General features: G+C 73.4%; 18 protein-coding genes. 13 read left to right on the plus strand and 5 right to left on the minus strand.

Translation table 11 applies throughout. The features are described from left to right. Positions 1 to 534 precede the first annotated feature (534 nt). The 4 genes from ACQPYD_RS09910 to ACQPYD_RS09925 all read left to right on the plus strand — a co-directional run bounded on the left by ACQPYD_RS09910 (position 535) and on the right by ACQPYD_RS09925 (position 6,605). Positions 535 to 1,929, plus strand: coding sequence for a styrene monooxygenase/indole monooxygenase family protein (locus tag ACQPYD_RS09910; protein WP_433700699.1), 1,395 nt, complete (start codon positions 535 to 537; stop codon positions 1,927 to 1,929). Positions 1,930 to 2,086: 157 nt separating this feature from the next. Beyond that, a complete protein-coding gene (locus ACQPYD_RS09915) occupies positions 2,087 to 2,803 on the plus strand; it encodes a sulfite exporter TauE/SafE family protein (RefSeq protein WP_433702010.1) in 717 nt (238 codons plus the stop codon). Positions 2,804 to 3,164: 361 nt separating this feature from the next. Next, a complete protein-coding gene (dxs, locus tag ACQPYD_RS09920; protein ID WP_433700700.1) occupies positions 3,165 to 5,090 on the plus strand; it encodes a 1-deoxy-D-xylulose-5-phosphate synthase in 1,926 nt (641 codons plus the stop codon). Positions 5,091 to 5,207: 117 nt separating this feature from the next. After that, on the plus strand, positions 5,208 to 6,605 hold the full coding sequence (locus tag ACQPYD_RS09925) for an FAD-dependent oxidoreductase (protein ID WP_433700701.1): 1,398 nt from the start codon (positions 5,208 to 5,210) through the stop codon (positions 6,603 to 6,605). Here ACQPYD_RS09925 and ACQPYD_RS09930 read toward each other — a convergent pair whose 3' ends face one another. Both ACQPYD_RS09930 and ACQPYD_RS09935 read right to left on the minus strand, forming a co-directional pair. Continuing rightward, entirely contained in the window at positions 6,606 to 8,084 is a 1,479-nt protein-coding gene (locus ACQPYD_RS09930) for a neutral zinc metallopeptidase (protein WP_433700702.1), read from the minus strand. It lies immediately after the preceding gene. 97 nt (positions 8,085 to 8,181) lie between these two features. Continuing rightward, entirely contained in the window at positions 8,182 to 8,964 is a 783-nt protein-coding gene (locus ACQPYD_RS09935; protein WP_433700703.1) for a TetR/AcrR family transcriptional regulator, read from the minus strand. Positions 8,965 to 9,113: 149 nt separating this feature from the next. Here ACQPYD_RS09935 and ACQPYD_RS09940 point away from each other — a divergent pair, with 149 nt between their 5' ends. Continuing rightward, the gene (locus ACQPYD_RS09940) at positions 9,114 to 11,336 is read left to right on the plus strand and encodes an MMPL family transporter (RefSeq protein ID WP_433700704.1); all 2,223 of its coding nucleotides are present in this window, start codon (positions 9,114 to 9,116) and stop codon (positions 11,334 to 11,336) included. A 178-nt stretch (positions 11,337 to 11,514) separates the two neighbouring features. Here ACQPYD_RS09940 and ACQPYD_RS09945 read toward each other — a convergent pair whose 3' ends face one another. Further along, complete coding sequence (locus tag ACQPYD_RS09945; protein WP_433700705.1) at positions 11,515 to 12,303, minus strand: AfsR/SARP family transcriptional regulator; 789 nt, start codon at positions 12,301 to 12,303, stop codon at positions 11,515 to 11,517. Between the two features lie 558 nt (positions 12,304 to 12,861). On the opposite strand from ACQPYD_RS09945, the gene ACQPYD_RS09950 reads away from it, so the two are divergent. The 7 genes from ACQPYD_RS09950 (at position 12,862) to ACQPYD_RS09980 (ending at position 23,339) form a co-directional block, all read left to right on the plus strand. Continuing rightward, positions 12,862 to 13,899 (plus strand): ScbA/BarX family gamma-butyrolactone biosynthesis protein, encoded by a 1,038-nt coding sequence (locus tag ACQPYD_RS09950; RefSeq protein WP_433700706.1) that lies wholly within the window; start codon positions 12,862 to 12,864, stop codon positions 13,897 to 13,899. Beyond that, a complete protein-coding gene (locus tag ACQPYD_RS09955) occupies positions 13,890 to 14,567 on the plus strand; it encodes an HAD family hydrolase (protein ID WP_433700707.1) in 678 nt (225 codons plus the stop codon). Before ACQPYD_RS09950 ends, ACQPYD_RS09955 begins: the two co-directional genes overlap by 10 nt. Continuing rightward, a complete protein-coding gene (locus ACQPYD_RS09960) occupies positions 14,564 to 16,201 on the plus strand; it encodes an FAD-dependent monooxygenase (protein ID WP_433700708.1) in 1,638 nt (545 codons plus the stop codon). Before ACQPYD_RS09955 ends, ACQPYD_RS09960 begins: the two co-directional genes overlap by 4 nt. 144 nt (positions 16,202 to 16,345) lie before the next feature. Next, complete coding sequence (locus ACQPYD_RS09965; RefSeq protein WP_433700709.1) at positions 16,346 to 18,730, plus strand: MMPL family transporter; 2,385 nt, start codon at positions 16,346 to 16,348, stop codon at positions 18,728 to 18,730. Beyond that, positions 18,717 to 19,886 (plus strand): hypothetical protein, encoded by a 1,170-nt coding sequence (locus ACQPYD_RS09970; RefSeq protein ID WP_433700710.1) that lies wholly within the window; start codon positions 18,717 to 18,719, stop codon positions 19,884 to 19,886. Before ACQPYD_RS09965 ends, ACQPYD_RS09970 begins: the two co-directional genes overlap by 14 nt. 53 nt (positions 19,887 to 19,939) lie before the next feature. Next, complete coding sequence (locus ACQPYD_RS09975) at positions 19,940 to 21,097, plus strand: alpha/beta hydrolase (RefSeq protein WP_433700711.1); 1,158 nt, start codon at positions 19,940 to 19,942, stop codon at positions 21,095 to 21,097. Positions 21,098 to 21,119: 22 nt separating this feature from the next. Further along, on the plus strand, positions 21,120 to 23,339 hold the full coding sequence (locus ACQPYD_RS09980) for an MMPL family transporter (RefSeq protein WP_433700712.1): 2,220 nt from the start codon (positions 21,120 to 21,122) through the stop codon (positions 23,337 to 23,339). Positions 23,340 to 23,392: 53 nt separating this feature from the next. Here ACQPYD_RS09980 and ACQPYD_RS09985 read toward each other — a convergent pair whose 3' ends face one another. Continuing rightward, positions 23,393 to 23,854 (minus strand): MarR family winged helix-turn-helix transcriptional regulator, encoded by a 462-nt coding sequence (locus tag ACQPYD_RS09985; RefSeq protein WP_330160876.1) that lies wholly within the window; start codon positions 23,852 to 23,854, stop codon positions 23,393 to 23,395. 78 nt (positions 23,855 to 23,932) lie between these two features. Between ACQPYD_RS09985 and ACQPYD_RS09990 the strand changes: the two genes are divergently transcribed. Next, positions 23,933 to 25,024: an NAD-dependent epimerase/dehydratase family protein gene (locus ACQPYD_RS09990; protein WP_433700713.1), complete on the plus strand. Its 1,092-nt coding sequence runs from the start codon at positions 23,933 to 23,935 to the stop codon at positions 25,022 to 25,024. Positions 25,025 to 25,076: 52 nt separating this feature from the next. Here the strand turns inward: ACQPYD_RS09990 and ACQPYD_RS09995 are convergent, their stop codons facing one another. Continuing rightward, positions 25,077 to 25,949: a hypothetical protein gene (locus ACQPYD_RS09995; RefSeq protein WP_433700714.1), complete on the minus strand. Its 873-nt coding sequence runs from the start codon at positions 25,947 to 25,949 to the stop codon at positions 25,077 to 25,079. Positions 25,950 to 26,023 lie beyond the last annotated feature (74 nt).

A 26,023-nucleotide genomic window follows, 5' to 3' on the forward strand; every position in this document is an offset into this window, starting at 1 on the left:
CGGGCCGGGCCCCGCCGTTTCCGGGACGGACGCCCCGACCCTGTGACATGCGTCGCTCCCCCTTCCCTCGGGCCGAGGGGCGTACTCCGGGGGAGCTGCGGCGGGAGCGGCCGGGGGCCGCGGCCGGGCCCCGCCCCCGCCGTGCGACCGCCCCGCCCGGCCCCGTCCTCCGAACCGGCCGCCGTGAGCTGCGCGAACTCCGGCGGAGGCCGCCGGGGACGCCGGCGCGACGCCCCGGGGCCGCCCCGGCGCAGGCGGTCGGGCGGCGCAGAGTCGCAGGTCCCGGCCCCGCCGGGCCGAAGGTCCCACTCCCCGGGGGCGGGGGAGGGCCTCCGCGGGGCGCTGCTAGTTTCGCCGCGCAAGCGACCGGCCGTCGCAGGGCAGGCGCACCACGTGTGCGCCGCGCCCCGGCCCCGCCGTGCCCGGACCACGCCGGGGCGGGACGGGGACCGCGACGGCCCGACCACCCCGCGCCCGCCGCCCGCCCCGGAACCCACTCCGGCTCCGGGCCGCGGGCGCGTAGCCGGGAGAGACATGCGCACGATCCTCGTCGTCGGAGGCGGACAGTCAGGTCTGCAGCTCGCCCTCGGCCTGCTGGCCGAGGGCTACGGCGTGACACTGGTCAGCCCGGCCGGGGCGGAGGAGGTCCGCTCCGGCGGCGTGACCTCCACCCAGTGCCTCTTCGGCCCGGCCCTGCGGCGCGAACGGCGCCACGGACTCGCCTTCTGGGACGACCGGGCGCCCCTCGTCCGGGGCGTGGGGGTCCACGTCGCGGACCCCGGCGGGGGGAGCGCGGGAGCCCCTGCCCGCGGGCCCGCCGCGCGGGCGGGCGGACGCGGGACCGTCCCGGCCGCCTCGTGGGTCGGCAGGCTGGACGAACCCGCCCAGTCGGTGGACCAGAGGCTCAAGCTGTCGGCCTGGCTCGACCTGTTCGTCCGGCGCGGGGGCCGCCACGTCCGGCGCCGGATCGGCGCCGCGGAGCTGGAGCGGCTCGCCGCCGACCGGGACCACGACCTCGTGGTCGTCGCCGCCGGACGGGGAGAGCTGGCCGGGGTCTTCCCCCGCGACACCCGGCGCCCGGCCTTCGACGCACCGCAGCGCACCCTCGCCCTCGCCTACGTCACCGGCGCCCACCCCCACCCGTCCGGCCCGATCCTCGGCCGCAGCGCCGTGCCCGGGGAGGGGGAGGTGTTCACGCTCCCCACCTACTCCCTCGCGGGTGCGTGCGACGCCGTGATGGTGGAGGCCGTGCCGGGCGGCCCCATGGACCGCGTCCTGCCGGCCGGCGCCCCGGGCGAGGAGGTCCTCGACTCCCTGCTCGACGTGCTGCGCCGCTCCGCGCCGTGGGAGCACGAGCGCTTCGCCCGGGCCCGCCTCGCCGATCCGCGGGCCGCACTGCGGGACGCCTACGCGCCCGTGGTGAGGGAACCCGTCGCCCGGTTCTCCAACGGGGCCCTGGCCCTGGGGATGGCCGACGCCGTGGTCGCCAACGACCCCATCACGGCGCAGGGGGCCAACATGGCGTCCCTGTGCGCCGACGTCTACCGGCGCGCGATCGTGGACCACGGCACGCGCCCCTTCGACGAGGCGTTCATGCGCTCGGCGTTCGCCGCCTACTGGCGCCAGGCCCGCCAGGTCACCGCCTGGAGCAGGGTCATGCTGTCCGGACCGCCGCACGTGTGGGAGCTGTTCGGCCTCGCGTCCCGCCACCAGGGGACGGCCGACCGCTTCGCCAACTCCTTCAGCGACCCGAGCGGCCTGATCGACTGGTTCCTGCACCCCGAGCGGGCGATGGAGTACGCCGACGCGGTCCGGGGGGCCACCGCCGCCCGGCGGTCCTCCCTCTCCGGGCCGCCCCGGACGCCGGCGGCGTACCGCCGCGGGCCGGACCCCCGCCCGGTTCGGTCATCCCATGCTCCTATCTCCTAATCCCGGTAGGGATGAGTGAGATGTAACGTCCCACGGCGTGCCCGTAGACATCTCCGCAGTCCCGCCCCCGCCCGCCCTCCCGACCCGCCCGGCCGCCGCCCCGGCGCTCGCGGAGTACTTCTCACCGACCGGCCACGGCCTCCTCGGGGAGTCGGACCTGTGGGCGTTCGTCCTCGTGTGCGTCGTCGCGATCGTGCTCGGGGCGGCGGTCCAGAGCGCCGTCGGACTCGGACTCGGCCTGGTCGCCGCGCCCGTCATCTCCTTCCTCGACCCCACGCTGATGCCGGGGAGCCTGCTGGTGACGGTCATCGTCCTGCCCGTCCTGACCCTCTTCCAGGAGTGGCGGCACGTGGACTGGCGGGGGCTCGCGTGGGGCCTTCCCGCGCGCGTGCCCGGGACCGTGCTGGGGGTGTGGGTGGTCGCCGTCCTGGAACCCCGCGCCCTCGCCGGCGCCGTCGGCGTCATGGTGCTCGTCGCCGTCGTCCTCTCGGTCCTGTCCCTGCGCGTGCGCATCACCCCGGGGTCGCTCGTGGCCGCGGGGGCCCTGTCCGGCTTCGCGGGCACCGCCACCTCGGTGGGCGGACCGCCGATGGCCCTGCTCTACCAGCACGAGGAGCCCTCGCGGGTGCGGGCGACCCTCGCCGCGTTCTTCCTGTTCGGCGGCGCGTTCTCCCTGGCGGCGCTCACCGCGGGCGGCCAGATGGACGTCCGCACCGCCGTGGTCGGTGCGGCCGCCGTCCCCCTCGTCGTCCTCGGTTTCCTGCTCGGCAACGTCCTGCGCCGCCGCTTCGACGCGGGGCGGCTGCGCGCGGCGATGCTGTGCGTGGTGGGCGCCTCCGCCGCCGGCCTGCTCGCGCAGGCCGTGCTCGGGTGACCCCGGACACGTCCGGGGCCGCCGGGACGCGCGGGGCGGACCCGGGGGAGCCCCGGCCCCCCGGAGCGCCCTCGGACACCCCCGGCCCGGGCAACTGGGACAACTCCGTTCCCGAAACCGAGTAATGTACGCCAAAACCCGCGATACGCGGGGCGTTCCGCGCGGCTCCGGCCGCCTGGCGGGGAGCCCGCCGCGCGCGGGCCGCCTCCGGGGTCGTAGCTGCCGCAGGGCTGGGTAGGACCCGTGGACGCACACCCATAAACTCGGGTATGTATACCTGCCGGTAGCCAAAACCGGCCCACGTCAGGGGCCCGGGCTGGCACACTCAACGGACACGCTGGACGAGGGGACTGACGAGACAGTGGCACTGTTCGAGTCGATACACAATCCGGAAGCTCTCAAGAAGCTTCCGGCCGACCAGCTCCCGACGCTGGCACAGGAGATCCGGGACTTCCTGGTCGACTCCTGCTCCCAGACCGGCGGGCACCTCGGTCCCAGCCTCGGTGTGGTCGAGCTGACTATCGCCCTGCACAGGGTCTTCGACTCGCCGAAGGACCCCATCCTGTTCGACACGGGCCACCAGGCCTACGCGCACAAGGTCCTCACCGGCAGGCACGACTTCTCCGACCTCAAGTCGGAGGGCGGGCTCTCCGGCTACCCCTCCCGCGCGGAGTCCGAGCACGACTTCGTCGAGAACTCGCACGCGTCCACCGCGCTCTCCTACGCCGACGGCATGGCCAAGGCCAACGAGGTGCGGGGCCGCAGGGACCGCACCGTGGTCGCGGTCATCGGCGACGGCGCCCTCACCGGCGGCATGGCCTGGGAGGCGCTCAACAACATCGCCGAGCGCAAGGACCGCCGCCTCGTCATCGTCGTCAACGACAACGGCCGCTCCTACTCGCCGACCAGGGGCGGGCTCGCCGACCACCTCGCCTCGCTGCGCATGGCCCCCGGCTACGAGCAGGCCCTGGACCTGGCCAAGACCACCCTCAACCGCACCCCGGTCGTGGGCCAGCCCATCTACGAGGCCCTGCACGGCCTCAAGAAGGGCATCAAGGACGCCATCCAGCCGCAGATGATGTTCGAGGACCTGGGGCTCAAGTACCTTGGCCCCATCGACGGCCACGACGAGCAGGGCCTGGAGAAGGCCCTGCGCCGCGCCCGCGACTTCGGCGGCCCGGTCATCGTGCACTGCATCACCCAGAAGGGCAAGGGCTACGCCCCGGCGGAGAACCACGACGAGGACCAGTTCCACGCCCCGGGCCCCTTCGACGTCGCCACCGGCCTGGCCAAGCCCGGGTCGAAGGCCGTCAAGTGGACCTCGGTCTTCGCCGACGCCATGGTGGAGATCGGCGCGGAGCGCGAGGACGTGGTGGCCATCACCGCCGCCATGCTCCACCCCACCGGCCTCAACAAGTTCGCGGACGCCTACCCGGACCGCACCTTCGACGTCGGCATCGCCGAGCAGCACGCCGCCACCGCGGCCACGGGCATGGCCATGAACGGCCTGCACCCGGTGGTCGCGGTCTACGCGACCTTCCTCAACCGCTGCTTCGACCAGGTGCTCATGGACGCCGCCCTGCACCGCCAGGGCGTCACCTTCTGCCTGGACCGCGCCGGGGTCACCGGCAACGACGGCGCCAGCCACAACGGCATGTGGGACATGTCCATCCTCCAGGTGGTCCCCGGACTCCGCCTGGCCGCTCCCCGCGACGCCGAGCGCCTCCGCCTCCTGCTCAACGAGGCGGTCGCCGTCGACGACGCCCCCACCGTCGTGCGCTACCCCAAGGGCGCCGTGGCCGAGCAGGTGGACGCGGTCGGCCGGATCGGCTCCATGGACCTGCTCCGCCGCGCCGCCGACGACGGCCACGCCAAGGACCTGCTCATCGTCGGCGTGGGCACCATGGCCCAGGTCGCCTGCGAGGTCGCCGACCGGATGGCCGTCCAGGGCATCGGCGTCACCGTCGTCGACCCGCTGTGGGTCAAGCCGCTGGACGAGGCCCTGGTCGGCGAGGCCGCCGAGCACAGCGTCGTGGCCGTCATCGAGGACAACGGCCGCACGGGCGCCGTGGGCGACGCGGTGGCGCGCCTGCTGCGCGACCACGACGTGGACGTGCCGGTGCGCACGTTCGGCATCGCCCAGGAGTTCCTGGACCACGCCAAGCGCGACGACATCCTCCGGGCACAGGGGCTGACTCCCCAGGAGCTGGCCCGCAAGCTCACCGGGACGGTCTCCCGGTACACGGAGACGCGCAAGGGCGCCGAGGAGCTGGCCGACAAGGCCTGACCCCCGGGCGCGCGCGGACCGGCCCGGACGGGACCCCCGTCCGGGCCGGTCCGCGTCCGGGACACGGCGCACCGCGGCCGACCCCGCGATCCGTCCCCGGGCTGTCAGAATGGGACCATGACCTCTCAGCCCGTCCGGCGGGACGCCGGGGCCGACGACGCGCTCCGCGTGGCCGTGATCGGCTCCGGCCCGGCCGGCGTCTACACCGCCGACGCCCTCACACGGCAGCGGCGCGTCCCCGTCCGGGTGGACGTGATGGACCGACTGCCCACCCCGTACGGCCTCGTGCGCTACGGGGTCGCGCCCGACCACACCAAGATCAAGGGTGTGGCCGGGGCCCTGCGGAGCGTGCTGGAGCACCCCGACGTGCGCTTCGTCGGCGGGGTCGAGTTCGGCTCCGACCTCACCCGCGCCGACCTGGCCCGCTGCTACCACGCGGTCGTCTACGCCACCGGAGCCCCGGTGGACCGCCGCATGGGCGTGCCGGGGGAGGACCTCCCCGGGAGCGTCGCCGCGACCGACTTCGTCAACTGGTACTGCGGGCACCCCGACAGCGAGCTCGCGGGGTTCGTGCTCGACGCCGAGGCGGCCGTCGTGGTGGGGGCGGGCAACGTCGCCCTGGACGTCGCCCGCATCCTGGCCAAGACCGCGGACGAACTGCGGCACACCGACATACCCGAGCCGGTCCTGGAGGTGCTCGCCGCCAGCAGGGTGCGCACGGTCCACCTCCTGTCCCGGCGGGGACCCCTCCAGGCCCGTTTCACCGCGCCCGAGCTGCGCGACCTGCTCGCCCTGCCCGGCGCCGACGTGGTCGTGCCCGCCGAACAGGTGGACGTCGACCCCGCGGCGGTGGGCACGGGAACGCACGAGACGCGCATGGTCGCCCGCGCCGCGCGCACCAACGTCAAGCTCCTCCGGGAGCACGCGGGGCGCGCCCCCGAGGGGCGTCCCCGCACCGTGCGCCTGCACTTCTGGGCCCGGCCGCAGGAGGTCCTGGGCGGGAGCCGCGCCACGGGGGTGCGGGTGGAGCACACGCGCCTGGACGACGGGGGACGCCTCGTCGGAACGGGGCGGACCACCGACCTGGACGCCGGGCTGGTGCTGCGCTCGGTCGGCTACGCGGGGGCCCCGCTGCCGGGCGTGCCGTTCGACGCCGAGCGGCGCACGGTCCCGCACGACGAGGGCCGGGTCCTGGACGAGGGGGGCCGGGTGGTCCGCGGGGACTACGTCGCCGGGTGGGTCAAGCGGGGCGCGACCGGGGTCATCGGCACCAACAAGTCCGACGCGGCGGCCACGGTCAGGTCCCTGCTGCAGGACGCCCCGGGGCTGCGCGCGGAGGCTCCGGACCCGGTGCCGCTGGAACAGGTCCTGGAGGAGCGGGGGATCGCGCACAGCTGGTACGACGACTGGCTGCGCATCGACGCGGCCGAGGCCCGCCAGGCGGCGGAGCTGGAGCGCGGGGAGCGGGTCAAGCTCCACGGGTGGGAGGCCTACCGGAAGGTCGTCGACGGCTGATCAGGTGACCTCGCCCGGTGCGGCGCCGTAGGTGTTGCAGGCGCTCACGGTCTCCTCGGACCAGCCCTGCTCCAGCCAGAACGCCCGGTTGCTCGCGCTGCCGTGGGTGTCGAGGTCCCCGCCCGAGTTGAAGTTGGCGTTGACCGTCTCCAGGACGTCCCCGTCGCCGCCGGTGACGCCGCGCAGCCCGATCCCGGCCATGCACTCGGCCTGGAGCTCGGTGCGCCGGAGGGTGTCGAGCTCGTCGTCCTCGCTCCCGGCGTTCCAGCGCATGTCGTGCGAGACGTCGAGGATGCCGGTGGCGAACTGCACGTGGTGGCCGTACTCGTGTCCCATCAGGGCGATCCAGACGTCCTCGCGCTCGTCCACGGGGATCTGGGCGCTGAGCTGGCGCACGTTGGGCAGGACGACGGTGATGCGGTTCCAGTCGCTCTCGTAGTACGCGAGCGTGTACCCCTCCTCCTCGCCGGTGTCGGGGGACTCGCGGGTGACGGTGATCTCCGGGGTTCGGGAGGACAGGCCCAGGTCGTCCATGACCGGGGCCCAGAGCAGGTCCAGGCACTCGCCGGTGGTGGTCGCGAAGTCCTGCCACGACTCGTCCGAGCCGATGTCCAGCGAGGGGGTGTCGCAGGCGACGGCCTCCGGCATCGGAGCGTCGTAGAGGGGGTGGTCGGCGATGTCGATCTCGACGGCGTTGGGCCGGGCCGCCAGGTCCTCGTCGTAGAGGGCGGACAGGTCGGTGCCGGTCGGCTGCGGCTCCGGCTGCGGCGTGGTCGAGACCATGACGATGCTGGCGACCAGGGCGGCGACGGCGATCGTGCCCGCCACAGACGAGCCGACCAGGACGCCGAGGCCGCGGCGGCGCTGCGGCGGCGGGGGCCGACCCCACGGCTGCCGGGGCGGCGGCCACGGGCCGTGGCCGCCGGGCTGCCCGTGGTAGGGGGCGGGCGGGCGGTGGACCGGTGCGGCGTGCGGGGGGAGGGGCGGGTACGGTCCCGTGCGCGGGAACGGCTGCCCGGGCCCCGCGGGGCGGCCGGGGGCGTGGAACGGGTGGAGGGTGTGGGCCGTCGTCCCCGGATCCTGCGGGCCGGGGGGACGGCCGGGGGCGGGGAACCCCTGCCGCCCGGGGAGGGGGCCCTGCCACGGGGAGGCCGGCGGGCCCTGGGGCTGCCGCGCGCCCGGCAGGGGAGGGTGTGCGTACCGTCCCGTGGAGCCGGGGTCCGGGGCGGGCGGCCCGTCCTCGGAGGAGGGCGCGGGGGCGTGGCCGGCCTCCCGGCCGACGGAGGCGTCGGCGGCGGTCACCCCCTGGGAGGAGGGGGCCGGGTCCGCGGGCCCGGCCGGCCCGTGCTCCCCCTCCGGGCCGGACGGCAGGGGGGACCCCCCTCCGTCGCCCGCCCCGGAGGGGGAGGGGGCGTCTGCGGGGCCGGGCTGGTCGGGGCGGGGGGCGTCGCCCCGTTCACCGCCGGGTCGGTTCTCCACGGGGTCCGTCCTCGCTAGGGTGCCAGAGCCCACCGGGCTGGGGCCGGATACGCCCCGGGGCGAATCCGACAAGGTGCACAGAGCTTCAGTATGGTGCCTAAGGGGGCGTACCGATGGTAACCGGCGTGCTGTTCTCCGGTGGCCGGTACCGGACGCCGAGGCCCGCCAACAGGTTCTGAAGCTCGGACTCGAAGAGCGGTTCCATGTCCTGCATCACGAAATCGAGGTGTTGGAACACCTCCATGCACACGACCCCGTACAGGCGCACCCAGCAGCTGCTGAGCACCATGATCGCCTCCACCGGGATGTGCGGCGCGGAGAAGCCGCAGCTGTCGGCGAAGGCGCGCAGCTCGCGGGCGAGTTCGGGGGTGATGCGGTCCCCGTCCGGCAGGGGGAAGCGCTCCTCGGACAGCAGGCGGTCGAAGAGGGTGTAGAAGGTGGCGCCGAACCTGCGCCCGGCCTCCAGCGCCGGGGTCGGGTCGGCCTCCGGGTCCAGGCGGGCGCGCGGGCCGAACATGGTGGCGAACTCGGCCGGGTGCGCCACGGCCCAGGACCGGAAGGCCCGCAGGGAGGTGAGGATGCGCAGGTCCGTCTCCCGGTCGGGCACGCTGGCGTCGGCCTCGGCCACCGCGTCGGCCAGCTCCGTGAACATGTCCGCCGTGATCAGTATCAGCAGCGAGTCGATGCCGGAGACGTAGCGGTACAGGCCGGGGGCAGTCATGCCCATCTCGCGGGCGATGGCCCGCAGCGAGACGCCCGCGGTCCCGTGGTCCACCAGGTGCCGCCGGGCGATGGCCTTGATCTCGGCCAGTGTGGCCTCGCGCACACGTTCGCGGCGGCTCGGCCGCCCGTCCCCCCGGGCGAGCTGGGATTTCGTCATGTGCTGCGGTACACCCCGTCTCCGGCGCCCCGCCGGGGCGCTGTGGTCCTCGTTGGCGATATTGACAGCGTAACGCCCGCACGCTTTAGTGAACACCGTTAGCAAACACCGTTGACGGACATGAGGGCCGTTCGCTGAGAGGGCGGCGTATGCCGACACACACCGGACTTTTCGGGCGCCTCGGTCTGGGGGCCCACCGCTGGCGCTGGGCCGTCCTGACCGCCACCGCGCTCTTCGCCGTCTTCGCCGCGGTATGGGGGTCGGGGGTCTTCTCCGACGTGAGCGAGAGCGGGTTCGAGGACCCGGGGTCGGAGTCCTCCGAGGCCACGCGCCTCCTGGAGGAGGGCCTGGGGCACGACGGCGTCGACATCGTCGCGGTCTACCGCAGCGACGAGATCCAGGTGGACAACCCCACCTTCGCCGCGGCCGTGCAGCGCATCGCCGACGGCATGCCCGACACCGTCGCCGACTTCGACGTCTACCTCGACGAGGAGCTCCCCGAGACCGAGCGCGGCATGCTCGTGGCCGAGGACATGCACGCGACCTACATCCCCGTGACCCTCACCGGGGAGAGCCACGCCGAACGCCTCCACCAGTACGAGGAGGTCGCCGAGCACCTGGAGTCCAGCACGCTGGAGGTCCACCTCGGCGGCCCCGTCGCGGTCGAGCACGAGCTGTCCGAGACGGCCGAGACCGACATCGTCCGCGCCGAACTCGTCACCCTGCCGGTCCTGCTGCTCCTCCTCGTCGTGATCTTCGGCGGCCTCGTCGCGGGCCTGGTCCCGCTCGCCGTCGGCGGCCTGGCCATCCTCGGCTCCCTGACCGTCCTGCGCGCCCTGACCTACGTGACCGACGTGTCGGTGTTCGCGGTCAACGTCGCCACCATCCTCGGCCTGGGACTGGCCATCGACTACGGCCTGTTCATGGTCAGCCGGTTCCGCGAGGAACTGGGGCGGGGGCGGGAGATCGGCGACGCCGTGCGCCGCACCGTCGACACCGCCGGACGCACCGTCGCCTTCTCCGGCATCACCGTCGGCATCGCCTTCGCCGGCCTGCTGTTCTTCCCCCAGCCCATCCTCAAGTCGATCGGCTGGGGCGGCATCGCCGTCGTGCTGTTCGACCTGCTGGCCGCCCTGGTCTTCCTGCCGGCCCTGCTCGCCGTGGTCGGCCGCAGGATCAACAGCCTCAGGATCCCCCTGCCCCGGCGCACCGCCACCGGCGCCGTCCACGAGAACGCCGGCGCCTGGGCGCGCCTGGCCCGGACCGTCATGCGCGGCCCCGCCGTGTCCCTGGTCGCGGTCGGCGCCGTCCTGCTGGTCTTCAGCTCCGGTCTGGCCTCGACCCAGCTCGGCTCCACCGACCAGCGCTACCTGCCCGGCGACGCGGGCAGCCGGATCGCCACCGAGGCGGTGGCGGAGGACTTCCCGGCGGGCGGTCTGGGCCGCCTCGACGTGGCGGTGGTCGGGGACGCGGGCGAGGAGTCGCTGGAGGAGTACGCCGAGCGCCTGGCGGAGCTGCCCGGGGCCTCGCTCTCCCGGGTCGAGCGCACAGGCGACGGCATCGCCCACGTCTTCGTGGCCTACCAGGGGGAGTCGGACTCCCCGGAGGTCGCGCAGCTGGTGCGCGACGTGCGGGCCGAGCCCGCCCCGGAGGGGGCCGAGCGGACCCTGGTCGGCGGCGTGGCGGCCATGCAGCAGGACAACGTGTCCGCGATCGTCGACTCGGTGCCGACGACGGTGGGCTTCGTCGCCGCCGCGACCCTGTTCCTGCTGTTCCTCGCCTTCGGGTCGATCGTCCTGCCCGTCAAGGCCGTGCTGATGGGCGCGCTGTCGCTGGGCGCCTCCCTGGGCATCGCGGTCTGGGGCTTCCAGGAGGGCGGGTTCGCCGGCCTGCTCGGCTTCGACGCCGTCGGCACGATCGACCCCACCTACCTGGTGCTGATCACGATCGTCTCCTTCGGCCTGGCGATGGACTACGAGCTGTTCCTGCTCAGCCGGGTCCGCGAGGAGTACCTGCGCACGGGGGACAACACCCGGTCGGTGGCGGCCGGCCTCCAGCACACCGGCCAGATCATCACCAGCGCCGCGATCCTGCTCATGGTGGTGCTGCTGGCGATGGGCACCTCGGGCCTGCTGTTCCTGAAGATCATCGGCATCGGCCTGGCCATCGCGGTCCTCGTGGACGCGACCCTGGTCCGCGCGGTCATGGTGCCCGCCACGATGCGCCTGCTCGGCAGCGCCAACTGGTGGCTGCCGCGCCCCCTCCGCCTGCTCCACGACCGCATCGGGATCTCCGAGGGCGGGGACGAGGAGGACGCCGCCGCGTCCGGCGACCGGGCACGGGACGGGGACCGGGAGCCCGCCGGGGTCTGACACGGAAGGAGCGCTCCCCGGCGGCGTGCCGCCGGGGAGCGCTGTGCTCGGCGCCTGCGGAGCCGAGCCGACCGGGCTCGGCGCGTCGGCCGTCACGCGCGGTCGGGTGCTGCGGTGCTGCGGCGCGTCGGTGCCGGGACGGGGCGCGCGTCCGTCGGGCGGTGTCCGCCGCTCGGGGTCAGGCGTGCGGGGCGGGGATCGGCGCGTGGCGCCGGATGGCGTGGTACAGGTCGTTCAGTTCGGGGCGGGGCGGCATGTTCAGCTCTCCCAGCATCCGTGAGGACAGCCTCTGGTACACGCGTATCGCCTCGGCCGTGCGCCCCGCCTGGTACAGGGCCAGGATCAGCAGCCTGGCCAGGTTCTCCTCCAAGGGGTGGTGGCGCAGGGTGGTGCGCAGCATCCCCACCACGTCGTTGTGCCGGCCGACCTGGATGCTCAGCGCCGCGTACTCCTCCAGCACCACCAGGCGGACGGTCTCCATGAAGTCGCGTTCGTCGTCGAAGGCGATCCCGGGCAGCTCGCCGAGGAGGGGGCCCCGCCACAGGGCGAGGGCCTCCCCGAACATCTCCGCCGCGCGTCCCGGCTCCCCGTGCTCACGGAGGTCGCGCGCGGCTTCGACATGGATGTGGAACAGGGTCAGGTCCAGCTGGTCCAGCCTGGCGACGAGCCGGTAGCCCTCGGACCCGCTCTCTATGCGGACCTGGCGGTGGACCGGGAGGCCGGCCAGGGCCCGGCGCAGGCCCGAGACGTACTTGTGCACCAGGTTGTTGGCGTAGGCCGGATAGGTCGAACCCCAGACCATGCCGATGATGCGCTGCGTGGTCAGTGACTGGTTGGCGTTGATGGCCAGGGCGGCGAGCACCGCGCGCTGCCTGGGGGCTCCCAGGGGGAGGAAGACGGTGCCGTCGGTGACCGCCAGCTCTCCCAGTACGCCCAGGGTGGTGGACTCAGGCTGTGTTCTGTGCATTCAGGAGCCTTTCCAGCTGACTCTTCCTCGCGTTGACGTGCTCCTGCTTCTTTCGGTTCTCCGGTCCTTCATTCCGGGTTCCGGCGCCGAGAGAATTCCAGGGTCTTGCGGGGTGGAACAGCGCTCCCAGCCGCTTCGGTGCCGCCGGGGGCGCGGCGAGTCGATCATAAACACGCAGGCCATGCCTGTAAGTAATGGATAAGTTCCGCTCCGGCGCCGACCGCGACGGCTTCGCAGCCCCGGGGGTTACGGACAAGCCCAAGGCCATCTCTTGTGTTGATAGTCACAATCCGATGATGATCATGGTCATTGATCAATTGCGCGTGCATTTTCGCAGGTGGATGTGCTGTGCACGGAAAAATGTGAACTTCTTTCGCGATACGCCTTCAGGTCTTGTTCAGGGCTCCTTCAGGGCGCCTCCGGATACTCGGTCCTGTGCGGAGGCGGCCCGTGGCCCGCCCGCCCCGACACGGGAACCACCCTTCTTTGCCGTTCCGAACCTCGTCCCCCGGCGCGGAGACGCCTCCCGCCCGGGGAACGTGAACGAAAGGGAAGCACATGAACCACGCAACGACCAGCGCGCAGCCGGCCGCCACCGGGGCCAGCGACCGCGTCACCCTCGCCGGGCTCGACCCCGAGCACGCCGAGGTCCGCGAACTCGACTACGACTCGACGGTGCCCCGGGGGCTCGTCCACCGCAACGCCGTCTCCGAGGTCTTCGTCACCGACTCCCAGCAGACGGGGGAGAGCACCTTCGACGTGGCCGCCCAGCTCCCCCGCGGCCACGTCATGCTGGAGTCGACCGCCTACGACCTGCCCCTGATCCTGGAGGCGTGCCGCCAGACCGGCGTGCTCATCTCCCACCGGCACCTGAACGTCCCCATGGACCGGGCGTTCATCATGCAGCGCATGTCGCTGGACATCACCGACCTCGACGGTCTGCGCCAGGGCTCCGAGCCCGGCCGGCTCCTGGTCCGGACCGAGGCCGACCTCTACCGCAACCAGGCCGGGAAGCTGCGCGGATACGACTTCCGGGGCGACGTCCTGCTGAACGGCACCGAGGTCGCCAAGGCCACCGGCGCGCTCATCTTCGTCAGCAAGCTCACCTACCAGGCGCTGCGCAGCAAGGGGCGCAACGCCCTGGACTGGAGCGCGGGACCCGCGCCCCGCGCGGTCCCCGCCCGGCCCTCGGTCGTCGGCCGGCGCGACCCGCGCAACGTCGTCATCACCGAACCGGTGCAGCGCGGCGAGGAGGCATGGAGGGCCACCGTGGTCCCCGACCACAGCCACCCCCACCTGTTCGACCACCCGCTGGACCACCTGCCGGGCAACCTGCTCATCGAGGCCGCCCGCCAGCTCGCGGTCGCGGCCGTGGCGCGCTCCAGCGGACTGGACCCGGCCACCCTGGCCCCCGTCTCGGTGGAGGCGTCGTTCTCCTCGTTCTCCGAGAACGACCTCCCCTCCGTCGTGGAGGCCGACCTGGTCCCCTTCCGCAGCGACGAGCGGTTCGGCCCGGTCATGGGCGCGGACGTCCGCGTCATCCAGCAGGGCGTCGCGGGCAGCACCTTCCGGATCGAGGTGGCCCAGTGGTCCTGAAGCGCATCGAGGCAGTCGTCTGCGACTACGGCGGCGTGCTCACCAACCCGCTCATCGAGACCCTGGAGCACTTCGCCGGGGCCGCGGGGCTGACCCCCGACGCCATCCTCACCGCGATGGGGGCCGCCGCGGAGCGCAACGGCGCCGACCCCATGGCGCTGCTGGAGGTCGGGGCCATCACGGAGGCGGACCTCGTCTCGCAGATCACCGCCGAGCTCCCCGAGGGGGGATGGGCGCTGCCCGGTGGCCGGACCTTCGGAGAGGCCTGGTTCGCCGGGCGCACCGGGAACCGGGAGTTCGCCGAGTTCCTGGGCCGGCTGGGCGGGGAGGGCTACCGCATCGCCCTGCTCACCAACAACGTCATCGAGTGGGAGGAGCTGTGGCGGGCCACCGTCCCCGCCGACGACCTCTTCGAGGTCGTGGTGAACTCCGCGCACGAGGGCGTGCGCAAACCCGACGCCGAGATCTACGAGCGCCTCCTCGCGCGGCTGGACCTGACGCCCGACCGCTGCCTCTTCGTGGACGACCTGGAGGCGAACCTGGAGCCCGCGGCCAGGATGGGCATGGCCACGGTCCGCTTCCGCGACAACGCCCAGGCGATCGCCGACGTGACCGCGCTCCTGGACGCGGCGGGCGAGCCCCGGCGCGCGGCGGAGGGGGTCCTGTGAGCGCCCCCGGTCCGCACCCGCAGGTGCTGGTGGTCGGCGCCGGGCCCACCGGGCTCGCCGCCGCGTGCACCCTGCTCCAGAACGGCGTGCCCTGCCGCGTGGTCGAACGCCGCGCGGGGGTCGCCGAGGAGCCCAAGGCGCTCATCCTGTGGAGCGGGGCCCTGGAGGTCCTGCGCAGGCTCGGCGTCCACGAGAGGGTGATCGGCCAATCCCTCCCGCTGGCGTCGGCGTCCTACTTCTCCGGCGGCCGCAGGATCGGCGGGGTGCGCTTCGGCGGTCTGGAGGGGACCGCCTTCCCCGGCCCGGTCTGCCTGCCCCAGCCCGGCACCGAGCAGGCGCTCTACGACCGCCTCCTCGAACTCGGCGGGTCCGTGGAGTGGTCCACCCAGGTCCACTCGGCGGAGCCGACGGGGGAGGGCGTGCGGGTCGTCCTCGGCCCCTCGGGGGACCCGGACATCCGGGAGGAGGTCTCCGCGGCCTGGGTGGTGGCGGCGGACGGCAGCCGCAGCGCGGTCCGCGAGTCGCTCGGCGTGGCCTTCGAGGGCGACACCTACGACCGCGTGTTCCTGCTCAGCGACGGGGTGGTGAGCGGCCCCGTGCCCGAGAAGGAGGCCCAGTACCACCTCACCCCCGACGGGGTGCTGGTGATCGTGCCGCTGCCGGGCGGCGGGCACCGGGTGTTCTTCGACGTCGCCCCGGACGGGGACACCGAGCCGCCAGGCGACGAACTTCTCGCCCGGCTGCTCGCCGAGCGGGGACCCGCGGGGATGCGCATCGAGAGCGTGTGGTGGCGCAGCCGCTTCCGGGTCCACGCCCGGGTGGCGCGCGAGTTCCGGCGCGGGCGCGTGCTCATCGCCGGGGACGCGGCCCACCTGCACAGTCCGGCGGGAGGCCAGGGGCTCAACACCGGCATCCAGGACGGTTTCGACCTGGGCTGGAAACTGGCCTCCGTGCTCCGGGGCGCACCGGAGGGGCTGCTGGACAGCTACCCGCTCGAACGCCGGCCCACCGCCCAGGCGGTGGTGCGCAGCGCGGACCAGCAGACCCGCACGTGGATGGTGCGGGCGCCCCTGGCGCGCCTGGTCCGCGACACGCTCATGCGGACGCTCTCGGCGTCGGGCCTGCTGGAGAAGCGGCTGGTGCCGCAGTTGGCCCAGATCTCCCCGGACCTGCGGGAGAGCCCCGCCGTCACCGCGCCCCCGCCCGGCTGGCGGGAGCGCGAGGCGGTGGGGAACGCGGTCCCGGGACGGCGGATCGGCGACGCGCCGCTCGTCCCCGCGGCCGGGACCAAGGCCGAGAGCCTGCACGACTACCTCGCCTCCGGGCGGCAGGCGCTGCTGGTCGGCGGCTCCTCCCGGAGGGCCGCCGACGCGGCGGCCGAGCTGAGGCGCGCGGTCCCCGAGGACGTGGACGTGCTCCTGCTGACCGGCCGCGACGGCGCGGCGCCCGACCCCGCGGCCCACGACGCGGCCCGGTGGAGCGGGCCCCCGGGGGGCGGGGCCGGGCGCGAGTGGGTGGTGCACGTGCGCCCGGACGCGGTGGTCGCGTCGGTCGCCGTCCTGGACCCCGGCTGGCGGGCGGAGGACTTCCTCGGCTCCGCGCCGATGCCCCGGGTCCAGCCCTCTCCCAAGTAAACGATATGTGAACCCTATTGTTTAGGTGAATGATCGTCGCATGCTTATACGATACTGTGGCGACGACGGTACACGCCGTGGCGGTCGGAGCCTTCCGACCGCCACCGGCGGTCCCGCGCGCACAAGACGAACGGGGGTGGCACGATGCTCGACGCATTGACCGGGCTGACCACGCGCAGACCCTGGTGGGTGCTGTTCGCCGCCCTGCTTGCCGTGGTCGGGGCCGTGGTCCTGGGCTCCGGGGTCGCGGACCGGCTCCGCGCGGGACAGGGCACGGAGGACCCCCTCTCCGAGTCCGCCCTGGCGGGCGACGTCCTGGAGGAGCACTTCCCCGACAGCCGGCCCAACCTGATCCTCCTGGTCGAGGCCGAGGCGGGGGTGGACGACCGCGAGGTCGCCCGCCGGGCGCTCGGACTGGCCGAGGGGCTGGCCTACGAGGACGCCGTCGCGGGCGTCACCTCCTACTGGCAGACCGGCTCCGAGGAGCTCAAGTCCGACGACGGCTCCCGTGCCCTCATCGCCGCCCACGTGAGCGGAACGGAGGACGAGGCGGGACCCGCCGTCGCCGCGATCGCGGAGGCCTACGGAGGGGAGCACGGTCCCCTCACCGTCAGCGTCGGCGGGCAGACCGCCGTCCTGAACGACATCGAGTCGACCATCGCCGAGGACCTCCTGCGCTCGGAGCTGATCGCCCTCCCCCTGACCCTGCTCATCCTGGTGTGGGTCTACGGCAGCGTCGTCTCGGCGGTCCTGCCCCTGCTGGTCGGGGTGGTCGCCATCATCGGGACCAACGCCGCCCTCTACGTGATCGCCGGGTTCACCGACGTGTCGGTCTTCGCCCAGAGCCTCACCATCGCCCTCGGGCTGGGCCTGTCGATCGACTACGCCCTGCTCATGGTGCGCCGGTTCCGGGCCGAGCTGGCCGCCGGGGCCGACCCGCCCACGGCCACCGCCGTCACCGTCCGCACGGCCGGGCGCACGGTGGTCTTCTCCGCACTGGCCATCTCCGCCGCCCTGGCCGCGATGCTGCTCTTCCCGCTCTACTTCCTGCGCTCCTTCGCCTACGCGGGCGTGACGGTGGTGGCGCTGGCGGCCCTCGCCTCACTGGTGGTGCTCCCGGCCCTGCTCACCCTCCTCGGCCACCGCGTCAACTCCCTGGACCCGCGCCGCCTGCTCCGCCGCCGCACCGGCGCGGCCGAACCCCTCTCCCCGGAGGACGCCGCCGACCGGCGCTGGCAGCGGCTCACCCGCCTCGTCATGCGCCGCGCCCCCCTCTTCGCCTCCGTGTCGCTCATCGTCCTGGTCGTCGCCGGGCTGCCCTTCCTCCGGGTGGAGTTCGGCATGGCCGACGACCGCCAGCTGCCCGCCGAGACCGAGTCGCGCCAGGTCATGGACGTCATCCGCGACGATTTCAGCTCGACCGCGACCGGAGCGGTCGACGTGCTCGTCCACAGCCCCCCGCAGGACACCGACGCCGACGCCCTCGACGCCTACGCCTCCGCATTGTCCTCCCTGGAGAACGTCGACGAGGTCCGCTCGCCCCTGGGCGTGTACTCCGACGGCGCCAACACCCGGGCCCGCACCCCCGTGGACGCCCTGCGCGAGTCCGACGACCTCGCCTACCTCCAGGTGATGCCCGACCCCGGAGTGGAGGACATCTCCCCCCAGAGCCAGGACCTGGTCCGCGACATCCGCGCGGTCGACACCCCGCTGGAGACGTCCGTCTCCGGCCAGGCCGCGGCCGTCGTGGACGCGCAGGCCGCGATCGCCGAGCAGATCCCGCTCGCGCTGGCGGCCGTCGTCGTGAGCATGCTCGTCCTCGTCTACCTGCTCACCGGCAGCCTGGTCCTGCCGCTGCTGTCCGTGCTCTTCAACGCGCTCAGCCTCACCGCCATGTTCGGCGCGGTGGTCTGGATCTTCCAGGACGGCAACCTGAGCGGGCCGCTGGGCTTCACCCCCACCGGGTTCATCGACACCGCCCTGCCCGTCCTCATGTTCTGCATCGCCTTCGGCCTGTCCATGGACTACGGCGTCTTCCTGATGTCCAGGATGCGAGAGGAGTACGACCGGGTGGGCGACCACCGCGCGGCCGTCGAACTCGGCCTCCGGCGCACCGGCGGCATCATCACCGCGGCGGCCGTCACCCTGGCCGTCGTCCTGCTCGCCATCGGCGCCTCACGCGTCACCAACACGATGATGCTCGGTTGGGGCGTGGCCCTGGCCGTGGTCGTCGACGCCACCGTCGTGCGCTGCTTCCTGGTGCCCTCGGTGCTGCGCATGACCGGGCGGGCCACCTGGTGGGCCCCCGAGCCGCTGCGCCGCTTCCACCGGGCCTTCGACGCGACCCTCGGCGAGGGCGCGGCCGAGCCCGTCCGCCCGCACGGGCCCGGGGCAGACGCCCCGGACACCGGGGCGGCTCCCTCCGACACCACGACCGGCCGCCCCGGGACCCCGGAGGAGGGCATCGCGCCCGCTCCGGTCGCGGAGCCCGACAGGAAGAACACCGAGGTGGCCCATGTCCGGGACTAGAAAGGCACTGATCGCCGGGGCCGGCGCCGCAGCCGTGGCCGCAGCCGTGCTCGTGCTACTGCCCGCGGGCGGCTCCGGGACCTCGGCGGCGCCCGTGCCCACGGCGGAGGAGCGGGCCGAGGCCACCGCGCGCCGGATGGCCGGCGCCGACATCGTCGACGTCCCCGTCTCCTTCACCGTCACCAACGGCAACGACTCCCGGCTGCCGTGCAACAGCGACGGCGGCGAGTACACCCTCCGCGGGCACCTGACCGCTCCGGCGGCGGCGCTCGCGCAGGAGGACCCCGCCGTCACCGTCTACCAGCACGGACAGGCGGCGGGGGAGTGGTTCTGGCGCATGGACGAGCCCGGCCTCCACCACGCGGAGGAGATGGCCCTGCTCGGCCAGGCCTCCCTCACGCTGGACCGGCTCGGCTACGGCGCCAGCGACCGCCCCGACGGCATGGCCCTGTGCCTGGGGAGCCAGGCCGACATGGCGTCGCAGGTCATCGCCCAGGTCCGCGAGGGCGACTACACGGTCGGGGACCCCGCGGCACTGGACGGCGGCGTCCCGGCCTTCGACCGGGTCACCCTGGCCGGGCACCACAGCGGCGCCCAGATCGCCCAGATCACCGCCTACTCCTTCGAGGGGGCCGGGGCGCCCGACGCCCTGGTCCTGATGGCCTGGAGCGGCACCGGCGTCACCGACCGCGCCAACGCCCGCTTCTTCGGCGGCCTGGCCTCCTGCATGCAGGGAGGGGTCCCCGCCGACGCCGGCGCGGGACCGCCCGACCCGGGCGGGGACGACCCCGCCGGATACACCTACGTCGACGTCGGCGACACGTCCTTCACCAGGGCCAACTTCCACGACACCTCCACAACGGCCGCCGCGCTCGCCGCGCCGCTCCAGGACCGCACCCCCTGCGGGGACCTCGGGACCCAGGTGGAGGCCCTGTCCACCGACATGCGCCGCGTGGACCGCATCGACGTCCCCGTCCTCTTCGCCTTCGCCGAGGACGACACCCGTGTGGGCGAGGGGGCCTCGCACGCCGAGCTCTTCACCGGGGCGCCGGAGAGCGAGACCGTCACGGTCGACGGCGCCGGCCACTACCTCGTCCTCGAACCGGGCGCCGCCGCCCTGCGCGAGGACCTCGCCGCATGGCTGGAGGAGCGGTGAACCGTACGGGACCCCGCCGCCCGACCGGCGCCCACGCACGCCAAGGAGCACCCATGACCCGCCCCCTCGGACGCGCCGCCCGCCTGGCGGCCGCCGTCGCCGCGGCCCTCACCGTCGCGGCCACCACGGCCGCGGCCCCCGGGCCCCTTCCCGGGACCGCGTCCGGGGCCCCGCACGCGGAGGCCCCCGGGGCGGCGGACGCCGCCGTGCCCGCCGCCCCCGCCGAACTCCCCGAGGGGGTGGTGGACCTGCCCGTGGAGTTCACGGTCGACAACGTCAACCGCACCCGCGGCCAGTGCTCCGCCGACGGGGAGGAGTACACCGTGCGCGGCCACCTCACCGCGCCGGCCGAGGTCCTGGAGGCCGAGGCCCCGGCCGTGACCCTGCTGGTCCACGGCACCAACACGGGCGAGTGGATCTGGCGTCTGGACGTCGAGGGGCGCAACTACGTCAACGAGCTGGCCGCCCGCGGCCACGCCTCGGTCACGATCGACCGCCTCGGCTACGGGTCCAGCGACATCCCCGACGGCTTCGCCAGCTGCAGCGGGGCCCACGCCGACATCGCGAACCAGGTGGTCGGGCAGCTCCGCGAGGGGGCGTACGGGGTGGAGGGGGGTGAGCCCGCCGCCTTCGACACCGTGGTCATGGGAGGCCACTCCAGCGGCGCCCTGGTCGCCGAGACCGCCTCCGTCTCCTTCGGCGACGTGGACGGCCTGCTCCTGACCGGGTGGGCGGCCGTGGGCATCACCGACGACACCAACCGGCGCTTCCTCACCGCCTACCAGACCTGCCTGGAGGGCGGCGAGGAGCACGCCGAACCGGGCGACCCCCGCGGCTACGTCCACTTCGACCCCACCCTGGAGGACTTCCGGGAAGGAGGGCTCGGCGCCGACGCCGACCCCGCCGTGGTCGCCGAGGTGGAGGAGCACTGGGGCCGCAACCCCTGCGGCGTCATGATCTCCGAGCCCATGGCGATCCTCTACGACCTGGACCTGGTCGGGGGGATCGACGTCCCCGTCCACCTGGTCTTCGGCGCCCACGACGTCCTCCGCCAGGGCGTCGAGGGCTATCCCGGGCTGTTCACCTCCAGCCCCGACGTCACCGCCACCACCCTGGACGACGCCGGCCACTTCGTGACGGTCGACGCCGGATCCGAGCTCCTGTACGAGACGGCTGCCGCGTGGTTGGAGCGGCACGCCCCCACCTCCTGACCCTGGAAGGCGAACACACACGATGGCCTCGTCACCGACGACAACCTCACCACCGAGCACAGAAGGGGCCCCGCCGGGGCGCCCCCCGTTCCTGACCCGGCTCGGGGAGGGCCTGGCCCGGCGTCCCGGCCGGGTGATCCTGGCCTGCATCGCGCTGGCCCTGGTCAGCCTGGTCCTGGCGGCCGGGACCATGGACCGACTGCTCCTCAGCCGCTTCGAGAGCCCGGGCTCGGAGTCGGAGCGGGTCGAGCAGCTGCTGGAGGACGGCTTCGGCACCGGCAAGCACCACTTCCTGCTCCTGGTCACCGCCCAGGGCGGCGACGTGGACGCCCCGCAGGTCGTCGAGGCGGCGACCGCGCTGGAGCGGGACCTGGCCTCCCGCGAGGAGGTCGCCGAGACCGCGTCCTACTGGGGCCGGGGCGACTCCCCCGCGATGCGCTCCGAGGACGGGTCCCAGGCGCTGATCACCGTCCGCATGGAGGGGACCGTCACCGAGGCGCGCACGGCGCTCGGCGAGATCTCCCCGGAGTTCACCCGCGACGACGAGGTCCTGCGCGTGGAGGTGGGCGGCGGCGACGAGATCTTCCGCCAGGCCGCCCAGCAGGCGCAGGCCGACTTCATCCGCGCCGAGCTGATCATCTTCCCGCTGGTGTTCGTCCTGCTGCTCCTGATCTACCGCAGGGTCTCCGTCGCCGCACTGACCCTGGCCATGGGCCTCTTCTCGGTGATCGCCACGCTCGCGCTGCTGCGCGGCGTCACCTACTTCACCGACGTGTCCACCTTCGCCGCCAACCTCACGCTGGTCATGGGCGTGGGACTCGGCGTCGACTACAGCCTGTTCGTCATCAACCGCTTCCGCGAGGAGCTCGCCAGGGGTCGGGAGGTCCCCGAGGCGGTCACGCTGGCGGTGGCCAAGGCCGGGCGCACCGTCTTCTTCAGCGGACTGACCGTCGCGGTCGCGCTCTCCTGCCTCATGCTCTTCCCGTTCCCCTTCCTCCAGTCCTTCGCCTACTCGGGCGTGGGGGCCGTGGTGACCTCGGTCTTCGCGGCGCTGGTCATCCTGCCCGCCGCGCTCGCCAAGGTCGGGCACCGCGTGCGCCCCAAGCGCGAGCCGGCCCCCGACAGCGGGTGGTGGCACTCCACCGCCCTGAGGATGATGCGCCGGCCGATCCTGTGGGGCCTGCCCGCGCTGGGCCTGGTGCTGCTCCTGGCGGCCCCGGCCACGGGGCTCGACTTCGGTCTGCCCGACGCCCGCGTGCTGCCCCAGGGCAACTCCAGCCGCGACGTCCAGGACCAGATCGAGACCAACTTCGTCCAGGAGGAGATGGACGCGGTGCAGGTTCTGGTGGACACGCCCGGAGGGGCCGACACGGCCGCCCTCGGCGAGTACGCGCAGGCCCTGTCGCAGGTGGAGGGCGTCTACCAGGTGGACGCGCTCACGGGCCGCTACACGGGCGGCCAGGAGGTCGCGGGTCCCGAGCCCGGGGCCGACGACAGGTTCGGCTCGGCCGAGGCCACCTGGTTCTCCGTGGTGCCCAGCTCCGACGCCCTCACCGACGTCGAGGACCTGATCGAGCGGATCCGGGACGTGCCCGCGCCCGGCGACACGCAGATCGGCGGCTACCCGGCCGACCTGACCGACTTCCGCGAGGCCCTGCTGGGCCAGGTGCCGCTGGTGTTCGGGCTCATCCTCGCGATCACCTTCGTCATCCTGTTCCTGATGACCGGGAGCATCCTGCTGCCCGCCAAGGCGATCGTGCTCAACGTGCTCAGCCTCGCGGTGATGTTCGGGGTCCTGGTGTGGATCTTCCAGGAGGGGAACCTGTCGGGGGTGCTGGGCTTCACCGCCAACGGCACGCTGGAGACGACGTTCCCGATCCTGATGTTCTGCATCGCGTTCGGGCTGTCGATGGACTACGAGGTGTTCATGATGTCCCGGATCAAGGAGGAGTACGACCTGACCGGGGACAACACGAGGGCGGTCGCGGCCGGGCTCCAGCGCAGCGGCCCGCTGGTCACGGCGGCGGCGGTCATCCTCGCCGCCTCCTTCGCCACCTACGCCGTCTCCGACGTCCTCTACCTGATGATGCTCGGCATCGGCATGGCGGTGGTGATCCTGGTGGACGCCACCCTCATCCGCGGCGTGCTGGTGCCGGTGTTCATGCGGCTGGCCGGCCGCGCCAACTGGTGGGCGCCGGCCCCGCTGAAGCGCGTGCACGCGCGCTTCGGGATCTCCGAGTAGGACGCCCCGCGTGTCGGGGGCCGCGTGCGGCCCCCGACACCGTCCCCTCCCGGCTACTCCTGCTTGGTCACCCGGGGGTGGGTGGCGAGCAGGCGCCCCGCCAGCTCGTGCAGGGTCCTGACCTCCTGTTCCGACAGCGTGGCGAAGAACTCCGACTCCGCCTCGGCGACGGTCTCGCGGGCCTCCTCCAGGATGCGCGCCGCCTTCTCCGTCGTCGTCACGATGTAGCGCCGCCGGTCCCGGGGGTTGCGCTCCCGGACGGCGAGCCCCTGCTCCTCCAGCCTGTCGACGAGCCCCACCATCACGTTGGGATCCACGCCCAGGACCCGGCTCAGCTCCTTCTGGGAGGGGTTGGACATCGACGCCGCCGCGGACAGGACGTGGAACTCGCGCGAGGAGATCTGCTGGGGTCCGAAGATCGACGCGGTGGTCGCCTGGACCAGTTCTCCCAGCTTGATCAGCCGGAAACCGGTCGTGTGCCACAGGGGGGTGTCCCACTCGGCCGCGTTCTCCATAACTCGGTCACCCTCACTCCATAAATAATCACGAGTAATGATTATAGATCAACTATATAATATTTGGGATGTGAAATCATGGCGGACACCCACACCACACCGCTCCCGGCGAGGGAGAGGGCCCTGGTCACCGGCGCGACCGGTCTCCTGGGCAGCAACATCGTGCGACTCCTGCTGAAGCAGGGGCAGGAGGTCGTCGCCCTGGTCCGCGACCTGGACCGCGCCCGTACGCTACTCCCCGCCGATCCCCGCCTGCGCCTGGCCCCGGGCGATGTCACCGATCCCGACTCCTACCGGTCCCTCTTCGCGGGGGTGGACGAGGTCTTCCACACCGCCGCCTACTTCCGCGAGTACTTCCAGGACCCCTCCCTCACCGAGCCCCTGGAACGGGTCAACGTCACCGGGACGCGCCTGGTCCTGGCCGCGGCGGCCGAGGCGGGGGTGCCGGTGTTCGTCCACACCAGCTCCATCAACACGCTGGCGCTGCGCGGTCCCGAACAGCCCGCCGACGAGTCGACCCCGCCCCCGGAGAAGTACGCGGGGCTCCGGGTCTCGGAGTGCTACCCCTCCAGCAAGGTCCGCGCCGAGCGGGCCGTGGACGAGATGATCCGATCGGGGCGGACCGGGTCCACCCGCGTCTCGGTGGTCCTGCCGGGGTGGATGTGGGGGCCCGGCGACGCCGGGCCCACCTCCTCGGGGCGCCTCTTCCTCGGCGTGGCCAAGGGGGCGGTCAAGGCGGTGCCCCGGCTGTCCAACTACGTGGTGGACGCCCGCGACGTGGCGTTCGCCTGCGTGGCCGCCGCACGCGTGGGCCGGCACGACCGCTACGTGGTGGCCGGGGTCAAGCGGTCCGTGCCGGGGCTGACCGGGGCGGTCGCCACCGAGACGGGCGTGCGCCCGCCCCGGGCGGTCCCGGCCGGGCTGGCGCTGGCCGCGGCGTCGCTCATGGAGCTCCAGGCCCGTCTGGGCGGCGGCGAGCCGACGGCGACCCGCGCCGGGGTGCGGGTCCTGCGCGAGGGCGAGGACCGGCACATTACCTCGGGGCTGGCCGAGCGGGACCTGGGCGTGGAGTTTCGCTCCGTCGCCGAGACCGTCGCCGCGACGGGCGCCTGGTACCGGCAGCAGGGGACGCTGCCCGCGGGGCCGCTCCGGGCGGCCACCGTCCGCTGAACGGCGGCGGGTCCGGGCGCCGAGGCGCCCGGACCCGCGCCCCGGGCTCAGGTCACTCGTCGAACAGCTCGTCGATGTGGGTGATGGCGGCGGCCCGGTCGAGCCAGGTGCCGAGTTCCTCGTGGTCGCGGCAGGCGCTGATGCGTTCGCGCGCCGACTCCGGAACCTCGATCCCGCGCGTGCCCAGGAAGCGGAGGATGGCCTTGGCCTCCCCCCTGGCCTCGCCCTCGGCCCTGAGGCTCTCGGTCCAGGCGCTGGTGTATTCGAAGGTGTCCGCCATCATGAGCGACTCCAGAGTCCTCTGTCCATCAGTGTCGGTGAGCAGGTGCAGCGCGAATCCAATGTACTTCGCGGCCCTGTCCTGGTCGATCGATTCCAGACCGGTGTGCAGCGCGTCCAGGACGTCTTTCTTGAGATGCCCGTGAGCCGCCGCCGACAGCACTCCCAGGGTCGGTGAGACGGCGACCGTCCCGGGGTCGGTGACGACGGGGATGTCGTCCGGACCCACCACGAGGGGGTGGAGGGCGAAGCCGGGATGGCCCAGGTGGATCGGTTCGGCGTACCAGTCGGCCACGGACTGCCGGGGACAGACCACCAGGAGCATGACCGGGCACTCGTGCCTGGACCGCAAGCCGGCCACGTATTCGGGCCAGGTGAAGCGTTTGCGCTCCTTCTGGTCGCGCTGGACCTCCACGACGATGCCCATCAGGTGGTCGTGGGGGTCGTCCGGGCCGGGGCCGCGCAGCATGATCGCGACGTCGGAACGGCGCTCCACGGGATCGACGTGGCCGAGGTCGCACGAGGTGACCTCGCTCCGTTCGTAGTCGGGAACGTTCACGCCGAGGTCGCGCAGGAAGCCGACGGCCATGTCCGGCGCGTCGGCGAACAACTCGGCGTATATCTGGTGCTCAGGGGAGATTGCCACGAGGCAGACATTACACAGGGTTACCAGTCAGTATGTTCGAGTAGTCGAAATGTCTGTGAAGTGCGATTTCGCGG

This window comes from Nocardiopsis sp. CA-288880, from assembly GCF_050955985.1.
GTDB classification, from domain to species: Bacteria; Actinomycetota; Actinomycetes; order Streptosporangiales; family Streptosporangiaceae; genus Nocardiopsis; species Nocardiopsis tropica.

Excerpts from the sequence above, each read along its gene's own strand:
- ACQPYD_RS09910 (WP_433700699.1), top strand. The coding sequence starts at position 535 with ATGCGCACGATCCTCGTCGTCGGAGGCGGACAGTCAGGTCTGCAGCTC.
- ACQPYD_RS09925 (WP_433700701.1), top strand. The coding sequence starts at position 5,208 with ATGACCTCTCAGCCCGTCCGGCGGGACGCCGGGGCCGACGACGCGCTC.
- ACQPYD_RS09935 (WP_433700703.1), bottom strand. The coding sequence starts at position 8,964 with ATGACGAAATCCCAGCTCGCCCGGGGGGACGGGCGGCCGAGCCGCCGC.
- ACQPYD_RS09940 (WP_433700704.1), top strand. The coding sequence starts at position 9,114 with ATGCCGACACACACCGGACTTTTCGGGCGCCTCGGTCTGGGGGCCCAC.
- ACQPYD_RS09945 (WP_433700705.1), bottom strand. The coding sequence starts at position 12,303 with ATGCACAGAACACAGCCTGAGTCCACCACCCTGGGCGTACTGGGAGAG.
- ACQPYD_RS09950 (WP_433700706.1), top strand. The coding sequence starts at position 12,862 with ATGAACCACGCAACGACCAGCGCGCAGCCGGCCGCCACCGGGGCCAGC.
- ACQPYD_RS09965 (WP_433700709.1), top strand. The coding sequence starts at position 16,346 with ATGCTCGACGCATTGACCGGGCTGACCACGCGCAGACCCTGGTGGGTG.
- ACQPYD_RS09970 (WP_433700710.1), top strand. The coding sequence starts at position 18,717 with ATGTCCGGGACTAGAAAGGCACTGATCGCCGGGGCCGGCGCCGCAGCC.
- ACQPYD_RS09975 (WP_433700711.1), top strand. The coding sequence starts at position 19,940 with ATGACCCGCCCCCTCGGACGCGCCGCCCGCCTGGCGGCCGCCGTCGCC.
- ACQPYD_RS09980 (WP_433700712.1), top strand. The coding sequence starts at position 21,120 with ATGGCCTCGTCACCGACGACAACCTCACCACCGAGCACAGAAGGGGCC.
- ACQPYD_RS09985 (WP_330160876.1), bottom strand. The coding sequence starts at position 23,854 with ATGGAGAACGCGGCCGAGTGGGACACCCCCCTGTGGCACACGACCGGT.
- ACQPYD_RS09990 (WP_433700713.1), top strand. The coding sequence starts at position 23,933 with ATGGCGGACACCCACACCACACCGCTCCCGGCGAGGGAGAGGGCCCTG.